19 protein-coding genes are annotated in these 16,981 nt (G+C 71.0%); 15 read left to right on the top strand and 4 right to left on the bottom strand.

Annotated elements, in window-relative coordinates; all coding sequences use genetic code 11:
• Positions 1-17: 17 nt before the first annotated feature.
• Positions 18-590: a helix-turn-helix domain-containing protein gene (locus FB563_RS29225; RefSeq protein WP_055708573.1), complete on the bottom strand. Its 573-nt coding sequence runs from the start codon at positions 588-590 to the stop codon at positions 18-20.
• 77 nt (positions 591-667) lie between these two features.
• Here FB563_RS29225 and FB563_RS29220 point away from each other — a divergent pair, with 77 nt between their 5' ends.
• The 5 genes from FB563_RS29220 (at position 668) to FB563_RS29200 (ending at position 5,352) form a co-directional block, all read left to right on the top strand.
• Positions 668-1,594: an NAD(P)/FAD-dependent oxidoreductase gene (locus FB563_RS29220; RefSeq protein WP_055708572.1), complete on the top strand. Its 927-nt coding sequence runs from the start codon at positions 668-670 to the stop codon at positions 1,592-1,594.
• 29 nt (positions 1,595-1,623) lie between these two features.
• On the top strand, positions 1,624-3,162 hold the full coding sequence (locus FB563_RS29215) for an ATP-dependent DNA ligase (protein ID WP_055708571.1): 1,539 nt from the start codon (positions 1,624-1,626) through the stop codon (positions 3,160-3,162).
• Positions 3,159-3,632 (top strand): NUDIX hydrolase, encoded by a 474-nt coding sequence (locus FB563_RS29210; protein WP_055708570.1) that lies wholly within the window; start codon positions 3,159-3,161, stop codon positions 3,630-3,632. The genes FB563_RS29215 and FB563_RS29210 overlap by 4 nt, the downstream gene beginning before the upstream one ends.
• A gap of 74 nt (positions 3,633-3,706) precedes the next feature.
• Complete coding sequence (locus FB563_RS29205) at positions 3,707-5,092, top strand: NADP-dependent succinic semialdehyde dehydrogenase (RefSeq protein WP_055708569.1); 1,386 nt, start codon at positions 3,707-3,709, stop codon at positions 5,090-5,092.
• 26 nt (positions 5,093-5,118) lie between these two features.
• A complete protein-coding gene (locus FB563_RS29200) occupies positions 5,119-5,352 on the top strand; it encodes a DUF6213 family protein (protein WP_079048970.1) in 234 nt (77 codons plus the stop codon).
• Here the strand turns inward: FB563_RS29200 and FB563_RS29195 are convergent.
• Positions 5,349-5,996, bottom strand: coding sequence for a heme oxygenase-like domain-containing protein (locus FB563_RS29195; RefSeq protein WP_055708567.1), 648 nt, complete (start codon positions 5,994-5,996; stop codon positions 5,349-5,351). The two genes, FB563_RS29200 and FB563_RS29195, sit on opposite strands and share 4 nt — an antisense overlap.
• 184 nt (positions 5,997-6,180) lie before the next feature.
• On the opposite strand from FB563_RS29195, the gene FB563_RS29190 reads away from it, so the two are divergent.
• Genes FB563_RS29190 through FB563_RS29180 form a run of 3 tightly spaced genes read left to right on the top strand, consistent with a single transcriptional unit; the run spans position 6,181 to position 8,997 of the window.
• Entirely contained in the window at positions 6,181-7,227 is a 1,047-nt protein-coding gene (locus FB563_RS29190) for a type III polyketide synthase (RefSeq protein ID WP_055708566.1), read from the top strand.
• A 26-nt stretch (positions 7,228-7,253) separates the two neighbouring features.
• Positions 7,254-8,468: a cytochrome P450 gene (locus FB563_RS29185; protein WP_055708565.1), complete on the top strand. Its 1,215-nt coding sequence runs from the start codon at positions 7,254-7,256 to the stop codon at positions 8,466-8,468.
• A gap of 7 nt (positions 8,469-8,475) precedes the next feature.
• On the top strand, positions 8,476-8,997 hold the full coding sequence (locus tag FB563_RS29180) for a cupin domain-containing protein (protein WP_055708564.1): 522 nt from the start codon (positions 8,476-8,478) through the stop codon (positions 8,995-8,997).
• Here the strand turns inward: FB563_RS29180 and FB563_RS29175 are convergent.
• Positions 8,994-10,220 (bottom strand): acyl-CoA dehydrogenase family protein, encoded by a 1,227-nt coding sequence (locus FB563_RS29175; RefSeq protein ID WP_055708563.1) that lies wholly within the window; start codon positions 10,218-10,220, stop codon positions 8,994-8,996. The two genes, FB563_RS29180 and FB563_RS29175, sit on opposite strands and share 4 nt — an antisense overlap.
• Before the next feature lie 170 nt (positions 10,221-10,390).
• Between FB563_RS29175 and FB563_RS29170 the strand changes: the two genes are divergently transcribed.
• Positions 10,391-11,035, top strand: coding sequence for a TetR/AcrR family transcriptional regulator (locus FB563_RS29170; protein WP_055708562.1), 645 nt, complete (start codon positions 10,391-10,393; stop codon positions 11,033-11,035).
• 82 nt (positions 11,036-11,117) lie between these two features.
• Here FB563_RS29170 and def read toward each other — a convergent pair whose 3' ends face one another.
• Positions 11,118-11,672, bottom strand: coding sequence for a peptide deformylase (def, locus tag FB563_RS29165; protein WP_199832934.1), 555 nt, complete (start codon positions 11,670-11,672; stop codon positions 11,118-11,120).
• Positions 11,673-11,823: 151 nt separating this feature from the next.
• Between def and FB563_RS29160 the strand changes: the two genes are divergently transcribed.
• From FB563_RS29160 to FB563_RS29135, 6 genes are all read left to right on the top strand, one after another.
• Positions 11,824-13,062 carry a MurT ligase domain-containing protein gene (locus FB563_RS29160; protein WP_055708560.1) on the top strand — a complete coding sequence of 413 codons (1,239 nt, stop codon included), beginning with the start codon at positions 11,824-11,826 and terminating at the stop codon, positions 13,060-13,062.
• 30 nt (positions 13,063-13,092) lie between these two features.
• The gene (locus FB563_RS29155) at positions 13,093-13,821 is read left to right on the top strand and encodes a type 1 glutamine amidotransferase (protein WP_055708559.1); all 729 of its coding nucleotides are present in this window, start codon (positions 13,093-13,095) and stop codon (positions 13,819-13,821) included.
• A gap of 202 nt (positions 13,822-14,023) precedes the next feature.
• Positions 14,024-15,049 (top strand): 6-phosphofructokinase, encoded by a 1,026-nt coding sequence (locus FB563_RS29150; RefSeq protein ID WP_055708558.1) that lies wholly within the window; start codon positions 14,024-14,026, stop codon positions 15,047-15,049.
• A 103-nt stretch (positions 15,050-15,152) separates the two neighbouring features.
• The gene (locus FB563_RS29145; RefSeq protein WP_055708557.1) at positions 15,153-16,103 is read left to right on the top strand and encodes a cytochrome c oxidase assembly protein; all 951 of its coding nucleotides are present in this window, start codon (positions 15,153-15,155) and stop codon (positions 16,101-16,103) included.
• 88 nt (positions 16,104-16,191) lie between these two features.
• Positions 16,192-16,359, top strand: a complete 168-nt coding sequence (locus tag FB563_RS29140; protein WP_107093214.1) for a hypothetical protein — start codon at positions 16,192-16,194, stop codon at positions 16,357-16,359.
• Between the two features lie 36 nt (positions 16,360-16,395).
• Complete coding sequence (locus tag FB563_RS29135) at positions 16,396-16,881, top strand: Lrp/AsnC family transcriptional regulator (RefSeq protein WP_055708555.1); 486 nt, start codon at positions 16,396-16,398, stop codon at positions 16,879-16,881.
• Positions 16,882-16,981 lie beyond the last annotated feature (100 nt).

Genomic DNA, 16,981 nt, shown 5'->3' with positions numbered 1-16,981 from the left:
GGGAACTGTCGGCCGTGTCACTTCCGCCGCGGCCGTGCCCGTACGTGCATCCGCTCCCCCTGCGGCCCGAACAGACTGAGGAACTCCACCGGCCCCTCCCCCGTCGACCCGAACCAGTGCGGCACGCGCGTGTCGAACTCGGCGGCCTCCCCCGCCGACAGCACCACGTCGTGCTCCCCGAGGACGAGGCGCAGCCGCCCCGAGAGCACATACAGCCACTCGTACCCCTCATGGCTGCGCGGATCCGGCTCCTGCCTCCGCTGCGGTTCCAGCACCTTGAAGGCCTGCAGGCCGCCGGGCTGGCGGGTCAGCGGCCAGTGGGTGCGCCCGCCCCGCACGATCGGCTCCGCCCGCACCCGCGGGTCCCCGACCGGTGGCGCGCCGACCAGTTCGTCCAGCGGCACCTGGTGGGCCTGGGCGATCGGCAGCAGCAGTTCGAGGCTGGGCCTGCGCAGCCCGGACTCCAGCCGGGAGAGGGTGCTGACGGAGATGCCGGTGGCCTCGGACAGCGCCGCCAGGGTCACCTCCCGGTCCTTGCGGATACGGCGCAGACGGGGCCCCACCTGGGCGAGAACGTCGTCGGTACTCATGCCGGTATTGCAGATTCGGCAAACAGGTTTGTCAATGGCGCATCGGCCGCGCGACGGTCGGGGGCGGAGGTGGTCACATGACCGAGCAGTACGAAGTGGTCGTCGTCGGAGGCGGAGCCGCCGGGCTGTCCGCCGCGCTGGTCCTCGGCCGCGCCCGGCGCCGCACGCTGGTCGTCGACGCCGGCGAGCCGCGCAACGCGCCGTCCGCGCACCTGCAGGGCTATCTGTCCCGCGACGGCATGTCGCCGGCCGAGTTCCTGGCCGTCGGACGCGAGGAGATCGCCCGGTACGGGGTGGAGCTGGTCCGGGACCGGGCAGTGGACGCGGCCCGGGAAGAGGACTTCACGGTGGCCCTGGCGAGCGGACGGAGCGTCCGGGCCCGGCAGCTGGTGATCGCCACGGGCTCGAAGGACGAGCTGCCGGACGTCCCCGGGCTGGCCGAGCGGTTCGGCCGGGACGTGCTGCACTGCCCGTACTGCCACGGCTGGGAGGCCCGCGACCTGCCGACCGGGGTGCTCGGGACCTCACCGCTGAGCGTGCACCAGGCGCTCATGATCACCCAGTGGTCGAAGGACGTGCGGTTCTTCCTGCACGAGGTGGGCGAGCCGGAACTGACGGACGACGACCTGCGCCGGCTGGCCACCGCCGGCGTCACGCTCGTGCCCGGCCGGGTCGCGGAACTGGTCGTCACCGGCGACCGGCTCACGGGGGTACGTCTCGCGGACGGCACGGTCCACGACCGCGAGGTCCTGTACGCCGCCCCGCGCACCGTCCCGCACAACGACCTGCTCCTGAGGCTGGGCGCCGAGATGCGCGAGACACCGTTCGGCGCCTACCCCGTGATCGACGAGCGCGGCCTCACGACCGTGCCCGGCCTGTGGGCGGCGGGCAACGCGAGCGGCTTCGCGGAACAGGTGATCAACGCGGCGAGCCGGGGTTACCGGGCGGGGGCGGCGATCAACGGGGAGTTGCTGATGGCGGATCTCGACTCCGTCCGGGTGTAACCGCCGCTCCCCCGGTGCAGGATGGCTGCATGCTGCTGACCCGGCTCGCCCAGGTGTCCCGGGAGGTCGCCGCGACGGCGGCCCGGTCCCGCAAGACGGCGCTGCTCGCGGAGCTGTTCCGGGAGGCGGAGGCGGACGACGTGCCGATCGTCATCCCCTACCTGGCCGGGCGGCTGCCGCAGGGCCGGCTGGGCGTCGGCTGGAAGGTGCTGAGCCGGCCGGTGCCGCCGGCCGGTGAGCCCACGCTCACGGTCCAGGAGGTCGACGCCCTGCTCACCGACCTGGGCAAGGTGTCCGGGCCGGGCTCGCAGGCGGAGCGGATCCGGCTCGTCGGCGAGCTGATGGGCGCGGCCACCGAGGAGGAGCAGCGTTTCCTGCTCGGCCTGCTCACCGGCGAGGTACGGCAGGGCGCGCTGGACGCGGTCGCGGTGGAGGGGCTCGCCGGGGCGACGGGCGCCGACCCGGCCGCCGTACGCCGCGCGGTGATGCTCGCGGGGTCGCTGCAGACGGTCGCCCAGGCCCTGCTGTGCGAGGGCCCCGCGGCGCTGGACCGGTTCCGGCTCACGGTCGGCCGGCCCGTGCTGCCGATGCTGGCGCACAGCGCGTCCTCGGTGGCGGAGGCGGTGGAGAAGCTGGGCGCCTGCGCGGTGGAGGAGAAGCTGGACGGCATCCGGGTGCAGGTCCACCGGGACGGTGACACGGTCCGGGTGCACACCCGCACCCTGGACGACATCACCGGCCGGCTGCCCGAAGTGACCCAGGCGGCAAGGGAGTTGCCGGCCGAGCGGTTCATCCTGGACGGCGAGGTGATCTCCTTCGACGCGGCCGGGCGGCCCCGGTCCTTCCAGGAGACGGCGGGCCGGGTGGGCTCCCGGACGGACGTGACGAGGGCCGCGGAGGAGACCCCGGTCTCCCCCGTCTTCTTCGACGTCCTGTCGGTCGACGGCACCGACCTGCTCGACCTGCCCTTCGCCGAGCGGCACGCGCGGCTGGCGCGGCTGGTGCCGGAGCCGATGCGGGTGCGCCGTACGGTGGCCGACGGGCCCGGCGACATTCCGGCGGCGGAACGGTTCCTCGCCGAGACCCTGGCCCGTGGCCATGAGGGGGTGGTGGCGAAGGCGCTGGACGCGCCGTACAGCGCGGGCCGGCGCGGCGCGGCCTGGCTGAAGGTCAAGCCCGTGCACACCCTCGACCTGGTGGTGCTGGCCGCCGAGTGGGGTCACGGCCGTCGCACCGGCAAGCTCTCCAACCTGCACCTCGGCGCCCGCACCCCGGACGGCGGCTTCGCCATGCTCGGCAAGACCTTCAAGGGCATGACCGACGCGATGCTCGCCTGGCAGACCGAGCGGCTGCGGGAGCTCGCCGTCGCGGACGACGGCTGGGTGGTCCGGGTCCGCCCCGAACTCGTCGTGGAGATCGCCTACGACGGCCTCCAGCGCTCCTCCCGATACCCGGCCGGCGTCACCCTCCGCTTCGCCCGCGTGGTCCGCTACCGGGAGGACAAACGCCCCGAGGAGGCCGATACCGTTCAGGCCCTGCTGGCGGCACACCCGGAGGTCAGGCCATGACGGTGCGTGCGACCAGGCGCAGCGCGGGACTGCTGTTGTTCCGGCACACCGACGAGGGACTCCAGGTATTGCTGGGCCATATGGGTGGTCCGCTCTGGGCGAAGAAGGACGCCGGGGCGTGGACCGTCCCCAAGGGCGAGTACGACCCCGAAGAGCCCGCCTGGGAGGCCGCCCTGCGCGAGTTCCAGGAGGAACTGGGGCTGGCGCCGCCCGACGGGGAGGCCGTACCGCTGGGCGAGGTGGCGCAGAAGAACGGCAAGGTCGTCACGGCCTGGGCCGTCGAGGCGGACCCGGACCTGAGCGGCTTCAGCCCGGGCACCTTCGCCATGGAGTGGCCGCCGCGGTCCGGCCGGATGCGGGAGTTCCCGGAGCTGGACCGCGTGGAGTGGCTCGGCCTGGAGCGGGCCCGCGCGGTGATCATCGCGGCGCAGACCGCGTTTCTCGACCGGCTGGAGGAGCACTCGGCCTGAAGGGACGCCACGCGTTGCGGGCGGCCGTACCGCGCGCGAAGGTCTAAGCAAGCCCGCTCCCAGGGAGGTCAGCCATGCCCATCGCGACGGTGAACCCGGCGAACGGCGAGACGCTCAAGACGTACGAGCCCATGGGCGAGGAAGAGCTGGAACGCCGGCTCCAGCTCGCCGAGGCCACGTTCCGCACCTACCGGACGACCGCGTTCGCCGAGCGCGCCCGCCTGCTGAACAAGGCCGCCGGCCTGCTGGACGAGGACCAGCAGGAGGTCGCCAGGGTGATGACCACCGAGATGGGCAAGCCAATCAGGCAGGCCCGTGCGGAGGTCGCGAAGTGCGCCAAGGCGATGCGCTGGTACGCCGAACGCGCCGAGGGGCTGCTGGCGGACGAGGAGCCCGCCGAGCCGGACGTGCGGGACTCCGGCGCGTCCCGGGTCCGGGTGCGGTACCGGCCGCTGGGCCCCGTCCTCGCGGTGATGCCCTGGAACTTCCCGCTCTGGCAGGTGATCCGGTTCGCCGCGCCCGCGCTGATGGCGGGCAACGTGGGTCTGCTCAAGCACGCCTCGAACGTCCCCCAGACGGCGCTGTACCTGGAGGACCTGTTCCACCGGGCGGGCTTCACGGAGGGCTGTTTCCAGACGCTGCTGATCGGCTCGGGCGCGGTGGACGACATCCTGCGCGACGAGCGGGTCAAGGCGGCCACCCTGACCGGCAGCGAGCCGGCGGGCCGGGCGGTCGCCTCCACCGCCGGTGAGATGATCAAGAAGACGGTGCTGGAGCTGGGCGGCAGCGACCCCTACGTCGTGATGCCCTCCGCCGACCTCGACCGGGCGGCCGAGGTGGCGGTGACCGCGCGGACGCAGAACACCGGCCAGTCCTGCATCGCCGCCAAGCGGTTCATCGTGCACTCCGACGTCTACGACGCCTTCGCCGAGAGGTTCGTCGCCGGTATGCGGGCCCTCAAGGTCGGCGACCCGTTGGAGGAGGACACGGCCATCGGGCCGCTCGCCAGCGAGCGGGGGCGGGCCGACCTGGAGGAGCTGGTCGACGACGCCAGGCGCGGCGGGGCCGAGGTGCTGTGCGGCGGGCAGCGCCCGGACGGTCCCGGCTGGTACTACCCGCCGACCGTGCTGGCCGGGATCACCCGGGAGATGCGCATCCACCGGGAGGAGGCGTTCGGGCCGGTGGCCACGCTGTACCGGGCGGGCGACCTGGACGAGGCGATCCTGATCGCCAACGACTCGCTGTTCGGGCTCAGTTCCAACGTGTGGACGCGGGAGGAGAGCGAGATCGAGCGGTTCGCCCGCGACCTGGAGGCCGGATCGGTCTACGTCAACGGCATGACCGCCTCCCATCCGGCCTTCCCGTTCGGCGGCGTCAAGCGGTCCGGGTACGGGCGTGAGCTGTCCGGGCACGGAATCCGCGAGTTCTGCAACATCACCACGGTTTGGCAGGGTGCGTGAGCGCTGCGCGGCTACCATCCCCTTTTGTGAACCGCGAAGTGACCCTGCCTCTGATCGTCGACGACCGCGGTACCTTGCAGGTGGCTGCGGCCGACGTGAGTAAGCTGCTGAGGACCGTGGGCGGGCGGTGGCTGCGGCTTGTCGAGGCCGGGGAGCAGGGGTTGGACGAGGACACGGTTGCCGCGTTGACCATCGAGCTGGCCAAGCTGGCCGATCGTATCGATGTGGCGTGCATCGCGCACAGCAGTGGGGCGCCCTAACCCAGCGACGTCCAGAACATCGCCTCGTACGCCTGAAGAAGGCGCCCGTAGGTGTGTGCCCTGTCCGGGCTCAGGGAGCCCGTGTCCAGGCCCGCCTGGACCGCTGCCGTCGCCTGCTCGTCGAGGAGCGGCGCCGGTGCGGCGAAGAAGTCGAAGAACGCGCAGGACTCGTCCGCGAAACCGTAGTGCGCCCGCAAGGCTGTCGCGATGCGGCCGCAGTAGCCGCCCCACGCGGAGAAGTTCGCGGTGAGGGCCAGGACCACGTCCGCCGGGGAGGCGTTGAGGGCCAGCCAGGAGACGAAGGCGGGGTAGGCCTGGCAGCCGGCCAGGGGGACGTGGGTGCGGGAGCGGTCCTCCGTCACGCCGCAGGCCCGGGCGAACGCCGTCAGGTGCCGCGCCGCCAGTTCCTCGCCGGTCGCGAGGGTGGTGAAGAAGGCCGCCGAGGCGGGGTCGGCACGCTGGGCCAGGTGGTCGAAGGAGCGGCGGTCCGCGGGGATCACCCACTGCTGTTCCAGGGCCAGGCGGGCCAGGTTCTCCCGGGGTGCCTCGCCGCGTTCCACCAGGGGGACGAACGGGTTGGCGGCCGGGTCGGGGGCGAGTGCCCGGGTGGTCGTCTCCAGCAGCTTCTCGGCCGGTGCCGTCATGGTGTTCTCCCTCCTGCGGACCTGCGGTTTCCTACCCGGATCGAAACCGGGTGTCCCCGGTCTGGAGTAGTTCGGCGCGAGATCGTCGCCGGGTCGAGTGATCGTGGGTGAACCACCTCCTGAGGTGAACGACCCTCTGACCGGCGGGCGCAAGCCTTCCGGACGGCGAAAGCAGGCACGGTTCATGGCGACTTTGTGCAGACCCTCGGTGTCGGTTCCCGAACACGTGATCACGATGGAGGAGACGCTGGAGCTGGCGCGCTCCCGCCACGCGGACCACCCCCAACTGCCGCTCGCACTGCGGCTGATAGAGAACACGGGCGTCAGGACGCGGCACATAGTGCAGCCCATCGAGGAGACCCTGAAGCACCCTGGCTTCGAGGAGCGCAACAAGCTCTACGAGGCCGAGGCCAAGGCCCGGGTTCCCGCGGTGATCCAGCGGGCCCTCGACGACGCGGAACTGCTCACCACCGACATCGACGTGATCGTCTACGTCTCGTGCACGGGGTTCATGATGCCCTCGCTCACGGCGTGGCTGATCAACGAGATGGACTTCGACCCGACCACCCGACAGCTCCCCATAGCCCAGCTGGGCTGTGCGGCCGGCGGCGCGGCGATCAACCGCGCGCACGACTTCTGCACGGCCTACCCCGACGCCAACGCGCTGATCGTGGCCTGCGAGTTCTGCTCGCTGTGCTACCAGCCCACCGACCTGGGCGTGGGCTCGCTGCTCTCCAACGGCCTGTTCGGTGACGGCATAGCCGCCGCCGTGGTCCGCGGCAAGGGCGGCACCGGCGTCGAGCTGGAACGCAACGGCTCGTACCTGATCCCGAAGACCGAAGAGTGGATCATGTACGACGTCCGGGCGACCGGCTTCCACTTCCTGCTCGACAAGCGGGTGCCGGCCACCATGGAGCCGCTGGCCCCGGCGCTGCAGGACCTCGCCGGCATGCACGGCTGGGACGCGTCCGACCTGGACTTCTACATCGTCCACGCGGGCGGGCCGCGCATCCTCGACGACCTGAGCAAGTTCCTCCAGGTCGACCCGCACGCCTTCCGGTTCAGCCGGGCCACCCTCACCGAGTACGGCAACATCGCCTCCGGCGTCGTGCTGGACGCGCTGCGCCGGATGTTCGACGAGGGCGGCGCGCAGAACCGGGCGCGCGGGCTCCTCGCCGGGTTCGGACCCGGCATCACCGCGGAAATGGCGCTGGGCCGCTGGCGCAGCTGACGACCGAGAGACGGTTCGAGTACGGCATGACCGAAGAGACGCTCACCGAGACCCTGCCCCCTATCCGGCACTGGCCGGCGCTCGACCTCACCGGGACGGACTTCGACCCGGTGCTGAGAGAGCTCATGCGCGAAGGCCCGGTCACCCGCATCCAGCTGCCCAACGGGGAGGGCTGGGCCTGGCTGGTGACCCGGATGGACGACGTGCGCATGGTGACCAACGACCCCCGCTTCAGCCGCGAGGAGGTCATGAAGAAGCCGGTCACCCGGCTGGCCCCGCACTTCATCCCCGACCCGGGCGCGGTCGGCTTCCTCGACCCGCCCGACCACACCCGGCTGCGCCGCTCGGTGGCGGCCGCGTTCACCGCGAAGGGCGTGGAGCGGGTACGGGAGAAGGCGCGCGCCATGCTGGAGGAGCTGGTCGACGAACTCCTCCAGGACGGCCCGCCCGCCGATCTCACGGCGACGGTGCTCAGCCCGTTCCCGATCGCGGTGATCTGCGAGCTGATGGGCGTCCCGGCCGCCGACCGGCACACCATGCACACCTGGACCCAGCTCATCCTGTCCTCCTCCAACGGCAAGGAGATCAGCGAGAAGGCCAAACGGGAGATGGCCGCCTACTTCTCCGACCTCATCGGGCTGCGCGAGAACAGCACCGGCGAGGACGTCACCTCCCTGCTCGGCGCCGCGGTGGGCCGGGGCGAGGTGACGCTCGACGAGGCCGTCGGACTGGCCGGTCTCCTCCAGATCGGCGGCGAGGCGGTCACCAACAACAGCGGGCAGATGTTCTACCTGCTGCTGACCCGCCCCGACCTGGTGGAGCGGCTGCGCGCGGAACCGGAGATCCGCCCCCGGGCGATCGACGAGCTCCTGCGCTGGATCCCGCACCGCAACGCGGTCGGCCTGTCCCGGATCGCCCTGGAGGACGTGGAGATCCGGGGCGTGCGGATCCGCGCGGGCGACGCGGTGTACAACTCCTACCTGGCCGCCAACCGCGACCCGGAGGTCTTCCCCGACCCGGACACGATCGACTTCTCCCGCAGCCCGAACCCGCATGTCTCGTTCGGCTTCGGCCCGCACTTCTGCCCCGGCAACATGCTGGCCCGGCTGGAGGAGGAACTCATGGTGGACGCCCTGCTGGACCGGATTCCGGGCCTGCGGCTGGCCGTACCGCCGGAGAAGGTGCCCTTCAAGAAGGGCGCGCTGATCCGGGGGCCCGAGGCCCTGCCGGTGACGTGGTGATCCGCCGATGACCGGGATCGAGGCGCTGTACGTGCCGCCGGGCCACGGCCGTGTCGTGGAGACACCGGCCCAGCGGGTGACGTTCAAGGTCACCGGCACGCACTCGCGGATGGCCTCCACCTTCGAGGTGGAGGTCCCCCCGGGTTTCGACGTGGGCGCTCATGTGCACACGCGCAGCGAGGAGTTGTTCTACGTCCTGGAGGGCGAACTGGACGTCCTCGCCTTCGAGCCGCGCATCCGCACCCCGGACAACTGGCGGAAGTGGGAGTCGAGTTCCGGCAGACGGGTGGTGCGGGCGACGCCGGGCACGGTCATCGTCGTACCACCGGGGTGCCCGCACGCGTTCGCCAATCCGACGGACACCCCGGCCAAGATGTTCTTCCAGGCCTCTCCCCCGCCCGATCACGAGCGCTATTTCGAGGAGTTGCTGGAGATCCTGGGGAACGGGGGCCCGCCGGACCAGGAGGCGATCGAGGCCTTGCGGGCCAAGTACGACATCGAGCAGCTGACGCCGCTCAGACACCGCTAGCGGATGGGCATGCCCGACAGAGTGCGGGCGATCACCAGCCGCTGGATCTCGCTCGTGCCCTCGAAGATCGTGTAGATCGCGCTGTCCCGGTGCATGCGCTCGACGGGGTATTCACGGGTGTACCCGTTGCCGCCCAGGATCTGGATGGCCTGGGCGGTGACCTTCTTCGCGGTCTCACTCGCGAACAGCTTGGACATCGACCCCTCGGCGGCGGTGAACGGCTTGCCGTTGACCGCCATCCAGGAGGCACGCCAGACCAGCAGGCGGGCGGCGTCGATCTGCGTCCGCATGTCCGCCAGCTGGAAGGCCACGCCCTGGTTGTCGATGATCGGCCGGCCGAACTGCTCCCGGGTCTTCGCATAGTCGAGGGCGACCTCGTACGCGGCCCGGGCGGTGCCGACCGCCATGGCGCCGACCGCCGGACGGGAGGCCTCGAAGGTCGCCATCGCCGCGTTCTTGACGCGCTCGCCGCCCTTGGCGGCCTTCTCCCGGGCCCGGGCCAGGCGCTCGTCGAGCTTCTCCTTGCCGCCGAGCAGGCAGGAGCCGGGGACGCGGACGTTGTCGAGGATGACCTCGGCGGTGTGCGAGGCGCGGATGCCGTGCTTCTTGAACTTCTGCCCCTGGGCCAGGCCCGGCGTGCCCGGCGGGACGATGAAGGAGGCGTGGCCCTTGGAGCCCAGCTCCGGGTCGACGCTGGCGACGACGACGTGGACGTTGGCGATGCCGCCGTTGGTCGCCCAGGTCTTCGTGCCGTTGATCACCCACTCGTCCTTGGCCTCGTCGTACACGGCACGCGTGCGCAGGGAGGCGACGTCGGAGCCGGCGTCGGGCTCGGAGGAGCAGAACGCGGCCACCTTGACGTCGTTGACGTCGCCGTACATCTGCGGGATCCAGGTGCCGATCTGTTCCTCGGTTCCGTTGGCCAGAACGCCCACGGCGGCCAGACCGGTGCCCACAATGGACAGGGCGATGCCCGCGTCGCCCCAGAACAGCTCCTCCATGGCCATCGGGATGCCGAGGCCGGTGGGGTCGAAGTACTGCTGCGCGTAGAAGTCGAGGGAGTAGATGCCGACCTTCGCGGCCTCCTGGATGACCGGCCAGGGAGTCTCCTCGCGCTCGTCCCACTCGGCGGCCGCGGGGCGGATCACGTCGGCGGCGAAGCCATGGAGCCAGTCCCGGACTTCCTTCTGTTCGTCGTTGAGCTCCATGGTGAACTCGGCCATGTCCCCTCCAGCGGCGGCGGTGCGATGTTACTAGCGGTAACACGAGTCTGTTACCGGCGGGTAGGAAAAGTCAACCGGCGATGACGTCCCGGCATCCCGTTCGATGTCAGGGGCACAGTCAGTGTTAGTTTGCGCAGGCGTCACCGAATCAGCACGGGTGGGGAGAGCACATGGACACCACACAGCGGACCGATCAGCAGCGGTCCGCCGACCGCCGACGGCGCGAGCTGCTGGAAGCCGCCGACCGGGTGGTGCTGCGCGACGGCCCGCAGGCCTCGATGAACGCGATCGCCGCGGAGGCCGGCATCACGAAGCCGATCCTCTACCGCCACTTCGGCGACAAGGGGGGCCTGTACGCCGCCCTGGCCAAGCGGCACACGGACGCGCTGCTCGATTCCCTGCGGGCGGCCCTGGACGCTCCGGCCGACCGGCGGGAGCGGGTCGAGTCGACGCTGGACACGTATCTCGCCGCGATCGAGGCCCGGCCTCAGGTGTACCGGTTCCTGATGCATCCGGCGGAGGGGAACGCCGGCGGCGATCAGGGCTTCGACGTCGGCAAGCATTCGGCTCCGCTGCTTCGGCGGATGGGCGAGGAGCTGGCCCAGGTCATCGAGGAGCGGGTGGATCTGGGGCCGGGGAGTCAGCAGCTGGCTCGGGTGTGGGGGCACGGGATCGTCGGGATGATGCACGCGGCGGGTGACTGGTGGCTGGGGGAACGGCCTTGCTCCCGGGGCGAGTTGGTGCGGTCTCTTGCGGATTTGCTGTGGGGGCGTCTTGCGGCGGCAGGGGACAAAATGGGGGGTCCGGGGTTCTAGCGATCGATCCCCGTCCGCGGCTGCGTGGGGGCTGAGCGCGCCCACGCGGCGGAGCCGCACATCGGTACAGCCCCGCGCCCCTTCAGCTGGGACCACTCGCCCGGTGCCATGAAGCTCGCTTGATCTGCCTCGCCAATCTGCGCTTGCGCCAGCCCGTCAGGTGGTCCGCGTACACCCGGCCCGCCAAGTGGTCGCACTCGTGCTGCAGACACCGCGCGAAGAACCCCGTGCCGTGCACGGTCACCGGCTCACCCGTCGCCGTGAAGCCCTCGACCACCGCATGGTCGTAACGCTCGGTCCCCGCCTCCAGCCCCGGCAGGGACAGGCACCCCTCGGGTCCCCGGACGACCACCCCGTCGGCCTCCACCAGCCGCGGGTTCACCACATGTCCGAGATGCCGGACATCCTCGTCGTCCGGGCAGTCGTACACGAAAACCCGCAGGGGCACCCCCACCTGATTCGCCGCCAGACCCACGCCCTGCGCCGCGTACATCGTGGCGAACAGGTCCTCCACGAGGGCCGCCAGCCCGGGGCCGAATTCGGTGACTTCCCGGCATTGTTCGCGCAAACCCGCGTCGCCGAGCAGGGTGAGAGGCCGGACGCGCCCGTGGGCGCCCGGAATGGAACCGTGTCGCATGGCGGCAAGGGTACGGTTCGTATCGCCCACGCCCGCCGCTCACGACGTGGGCCGGGATTCGGGTGTGGATACGGATCTCGATAGGCTGAGGTCACACCACGCTGCCGGATGGCCCCAGTCGCGGCGCGTACGCAAGGAGGATCGAGAACTGATGGCAGGCAACTCGGACCCGCTCACGCCGCGGGCCAAGCTGGCCGTGACCGCGGGCAAGGCGGTCGCTGCGGCATCGCGCGCCGCCGGGCGCGGCAGCGGGTCGGTGATCGGTGGCCGGGTCGCGCTGAAACTCGACCCCGACCTGCTCGCACGGCTCGCGCAGAACCTGGACGTCGTCCTGGTGTCCGCCACCAACGGCAAGACGACGACCACCCGGCTGATCGCCGAGGCGCTGCGCGCCGCGGGCCCGGTCGTGTCGAACGCGCTGGGCGCCAACATGCCGGCCGGTATCACCTCCGCACTCGCAGGCGGCTCGGACGCGAAGTTCGGTGTCATCGAGGTCGACGAGAAGTACCTGGCCGGTGTGGCCCGGGACACCGCCCCGAAGTGCATCGCCCTGCTCAACCTCTCCCGCGACCAGCTCGACCGTGCCGCCGAGACCCGGATGCTCGCCGAGAACTGGCGCGAGGGCCTCGCCGGCTCCAAGGCCGTGGTCGTCGCCAACTGCGACGACCCGCTGGTGGTGTGGGCCGCGTCCTCCTCGCCCAATGTGATCTGGGTCGCGGCCGGGCAGATGTGGAAGGACGACGCCTGGTCCTGCCCGTCCTGCGGTGGCGTGATGCAGCGCCCGGGGGACGACTGGTTCTGCGGGGAGTGCGGGTTCCGCCGGCCCACGCCGACCTGGGCGCTGTCCGGGGACCACGTGCTGGATCCGCACGGGTCCGCCTGGCCCATTCACCTGCAGCTGCCGGGTCGCGCCAACAAGGCGAACGCCGCCTCCTCCGCGGCCGTCGCCGCCGTCTTCGGGGTGCCGCCGCAGGTCGCCCTGGAGCGGATGTACCAGGTGCAGGCCGTGGCCGGACGGTACGACGTCGTGCAGTTCCAGAACCGCGACCTTCGGCTGCTGCTGGCGAAGAACCCGGCCGGCTGGCTGGAGACCTTCTCCCTGATCGACCCGCCGCCCACCCCGGTGATCCTGTCCGTGAACGCCCGCGGCGCCGACGGCACCGACACCTCCTGGCTGTGGGACGTCGACTACACCCGGCTGACCGGCCACCCGATCTTCGTGATCGGCGACCGGAAGCTGGACCTCGCCGTGCGTCTGGAGGTCGCGAACCAGCACTTCCAGGTCTGCGAGAACCTCGACCAGGCCGTGCAGATGTGCCCGCCGGGCCGGATCGAGGTCATCGCGAACTACACCGCGTTCCAGGACCTGCGCCGCCGCGTCGGCAACTGATCTTCTGATCCTCGAAGGGCGATCACCTCAATGAGCGACAACCAACTGCGGCTGGTGTGGATCTACCCGGACCTGCTGAGCACCTACGGTGACCAGGGCAACGCCCTCGTCGTGGAGCGCCGGGCGCGGCAGCGCGGCCTGGACGTGGCCCGGCTCGACGTGCGCAGCGACCAGCCGATCCCGACCTCCGGCGACATCTACCTGATCGGCGGCGGCGAGGACCGTCCGCAGCGGCTCGCGGCCGAGCGGCTGCGCCGCGACGGGCATCTGCAGCGGGCCGTGCAGAACGGCGCGATCGTGTTCTCCGTCTGCGCCGGCTACCAGATCCTCGGCCACGAGTTCATCAACGACCTCGGCCAGCGCGAGCCGGGCCTCGGCCTGCTCGACGTGGTCTCGGTGCGCGGCGAGGGCGAGCGGTGCGTCGGTGACGTGCTCGCCGACATCGACCCGCAGCTCGGGCTGCCCCAGCTGACCGGCTTCGAGAACCACCAGGGCGTCACCCACCTCGGCCCGACCGCCCGCCCGTTCGCGCGGGTGCAGATCGGCAAGGGCAACGGCACCGGGGACGGCACGGAGGGCGCGTACAACGGGACCGTCTTCGGCACGTACATGCACGGCCCGGTCCTCGCCCGCAACCCGCAGATCGCCGACCTGCTGCTGAAGCTGGCGCTCGACGTCAACGCGCTGCCGCCGACCGACGACCGCTGGTACGAGGCGCTCCGCAACGAGCGCATCACGGCCGCTCAGCAGCCCGCCTGAGCGCCGTTTCAGCGAGAGTCCAGCGCCTTCCGGCACGCTCTCGGCGGGCCCGCCTGACAGACCGTCCGCTCACATGTGCGGGCGCGTCCAGCAGGCGGACGCCCGCTACGGAGCCACCCCCTCACGCCGGTAGGGTGGCCGGGAATCCGCCGGACAACGTGGTCCGGTTTACCCGGCCCACGTTGAGAAGGTATTTCGGGCTATGCGCATTGGTGTCCTCACGTCCGGCGGCGACTGCCCCGGCCTGAACGCCGTCATCCGGTCCGTCGTGCACCGTGCCGTCGCCGACCACGGCGACGAGGTCATCGGTTTCCGGGACGGCTGGAAGGGCCTCCTGGAGTGCGACTACCTCAAGCTCGACCTCGACGCCGTGGGCGGCATCCTCGCCCGTGGCGGCACCATCCTCGGCTCCTCCCGGGTCCGCCCGGAGCATCTGCGGGACGGTGTGGAGCGGGCCAAGGGCCATGTCGCGGAACTCGGCCTCGACGCGATCATCCCGATCGGCGGTGAGGGCACGCTGAAGGCGGCCCGGCTGCTGTCCGACAACGGGCTGCCGATCGTGGGCGTGCCCAAGACCATCGACAACGACATCGCCGTCACGGACGTCACCTTCGGCTTCGACACGGCCGTCACCGTGGCGACGGAGGCCCTGGACCGGCTGAAGACGACCGCCGAGTCGCACCAGCGCGTGCTGATCGTGGAGGTCATGGGCCGGCACACCGGCTGGATCGCGCTGCACTCCGGCATGGCGGCCGGCGCCCACGCCATCGTCGTCCCGGAACGGCCCTTCGACATCGACGAGTTGACGAGGAAGGTCGGCGAGCGGTTCGAGGCGGGCAAGCGGTTCGCCATCGTGGTCGCGGCCGAGGGCGCCAAGCCGAAGCCCGGCACCATGGACTTCGACGAGGGCGGCAAGGACATCTACGGCCACGAGCGCTTCGCGGGGATCGCCCGGCAGCTGTCGGTCGAGCTGGAGCAGCGCCTCGGCAAGGAGGCGCGGCCGGTGATCCTGGGTCATGTGCAGCGGGGTGGCACGCCGACGGCGTACGACCGCGTACTGGCGACCCGTTTCGGCTGGCACGCGGTGGAGGCCGTGCACCGGGGCGAGTTCGGCCGGATGACGGCGCTGCGCGGGACGGACATCGTGATGGTGTCGCTGGCCGAGGCGGTCGAGACCCTGAAGACGGTTCCGGTGGAGCGGTACGACGAGGCGGAGTGCGTGCTGTAGTTCACCCGGGAACAACCCGCCCCCCGTCACAGCCGTGACCGGGGGCGGTTCTACTCTTGGGGGCGGACAACTCGCACAACCCCCACGAATCAGGAGCCGCCGGATGGACCACAGCGGGCACGGCATGATGATGGATCTGCCGCCGTTCACGCTGGGACGGGGGCTGGAGTGGTCCGCTGATCCGTTCTTCCTCGTCGCCTGCCTGCTCGGGCTGGGGCTCTACGGCTGGGGTGTCGTACGGCTGCGGCGGCGCGGGGACGCGTGGCCGGCCGGCCGTACGGTGTCGTACGTCGTCGGTGTGCTGACCGTCGCCCTGATGATGTGCACCAGGCTGAACGACTACGGCATGGTGATGTTCAGCGTGCACATGGTGCAGCACATGGTGATCAGCATGCTGTCGCCGATCCTGATCCTGCTCGGCGCGCCGGTGACGCTGGCGCTGCGGGCGCTGCCGACCGCCGGCCGGGGCCGCAGGGGGCCGCGGGAGCTGCTGCTGGCGCTGCTGCACAGCCGGTACATGCGGATCATCACGCACCCGGCGTTCACCATCCCGCTGTTCATCGCGAGCCTGTACGCGCTGTACTTCACCCCGATCTTCGACTCCCTGATGGGCTCCAAGGCCGGGCATCTCGCGATGATGGTGCACTTCCTCGCGGTCGGCGTGGTGTTCTTCTGGCCGATCATCGGTGTCGACCCGGGCCCGCACCGGCCGGGGCACCTGATGCGGATGCTGGAGCTGTTCGCGGGCATGCCGTTCCACGCGTTCTTCGGCATCGCCCTGATGATGGCGACGTCGCCGATGGTGGACACCTTCCGGCACCCGCCGGCCTCCCTCGGTATCGACGCGCTGTCCGACCAGAACGCGGCCGGCGGCATCGCCTGGGCGTTCAGCGAGATCCCGTCGGTGCTGGTGCTGATCGCGCTGCTGTTCCAGTGGTACCGCTCCGAGCAGCGGCAGGCCAAGCGCGAGGACCGGGCCGCGGACCGCGACGGCGACAAGGAGCTGGAGGCGTACAACGCCTACCTGGCCTCGCTGAACGCCCGCGAGGGCTGAGCCGCACGCGAGAGCTGGGGCGGAGCCGTCCCGTCCGGGCGGGAATCGGGGCACCATGGTCAGGACGGACCATGAGGAGGGTGTCGCGATGCCCGGTTCCACGAACGGTTCCACCAAGGCGATGGGGGCTCTCACGGTCGGCGGGCTCGTCGTCGTCACCGCCTACACGGTCGCGCTCGGCAGCAACGGCTGGCTGTGGTTCGGATGGGTGGTGCTGGGGCTGCTGACGCTCGCCATGGTCGTCACGCAGTCGTGAGGGCGGCCGCCGGGCGGGGCTGACTACAGTGCCCGCATGAACAGCAGGACGACCTCCTTCGACGACCTCGACCGCCAGATCATCACCGCGTTGATGGCGAACGCCCGGACCAGCTTCGCCGAGATCGGTGCGGGCGTCGGGCTGTCCGCGACCGCCGTCAAGCGGCGCGTGGACCGGCTCCGGGAGACCGGGGTGATCACCGGGTTCACGGCGACGGTGAAGCCCTCGGCGCTCGGCTGGCGCACCGAGGCGTACGTCGAGGTCTACTGCGAGGGCGCGGCCCCGCCCCGCAGGCTGGCCGAGGTCGTGCGCAACCATCCGGAGATCACGGCGGCCATGACGGTCACCGGCGGCGCCGACGCGTTGCTGCACGTGCGGGCGCGGGACGTGGAGCACTTCGAGGAGGTGCTGGAGCGGATCCGGGTCGAGCCGTTCATCCGGAAGACGATCAGCGTGATGGTTCTGTCCCATCTCCTCCCGGAAAGCCCGGAAGCGGGTGCGACCCACGCGGCCCCCGAGTGACGAAGTATGCGCAGGACCAGTGCGTGATGCCCGCAAAAGACGCAGCGATGCTGCGCATCTACGCAGCTTTCTTTTCTTGTCGGCCGTCTGCCTCCCTTTC

It is taken from the genome of Streptomyces puniciscabiei (assembly GCF_006715785.1).
Taxonomy (GTDB): Bacteria; Actinomycetota; Actinomycetes; order Streptomycetales; family Streptomycetaceae; genus Streptomyces; species Streptomyces puniciscabiei.
The sequence above is the reverse complement of the archived record's forward strand: the minus strand, read 5'-3'. Positions and strand labels throughout refer to the sequence as shown.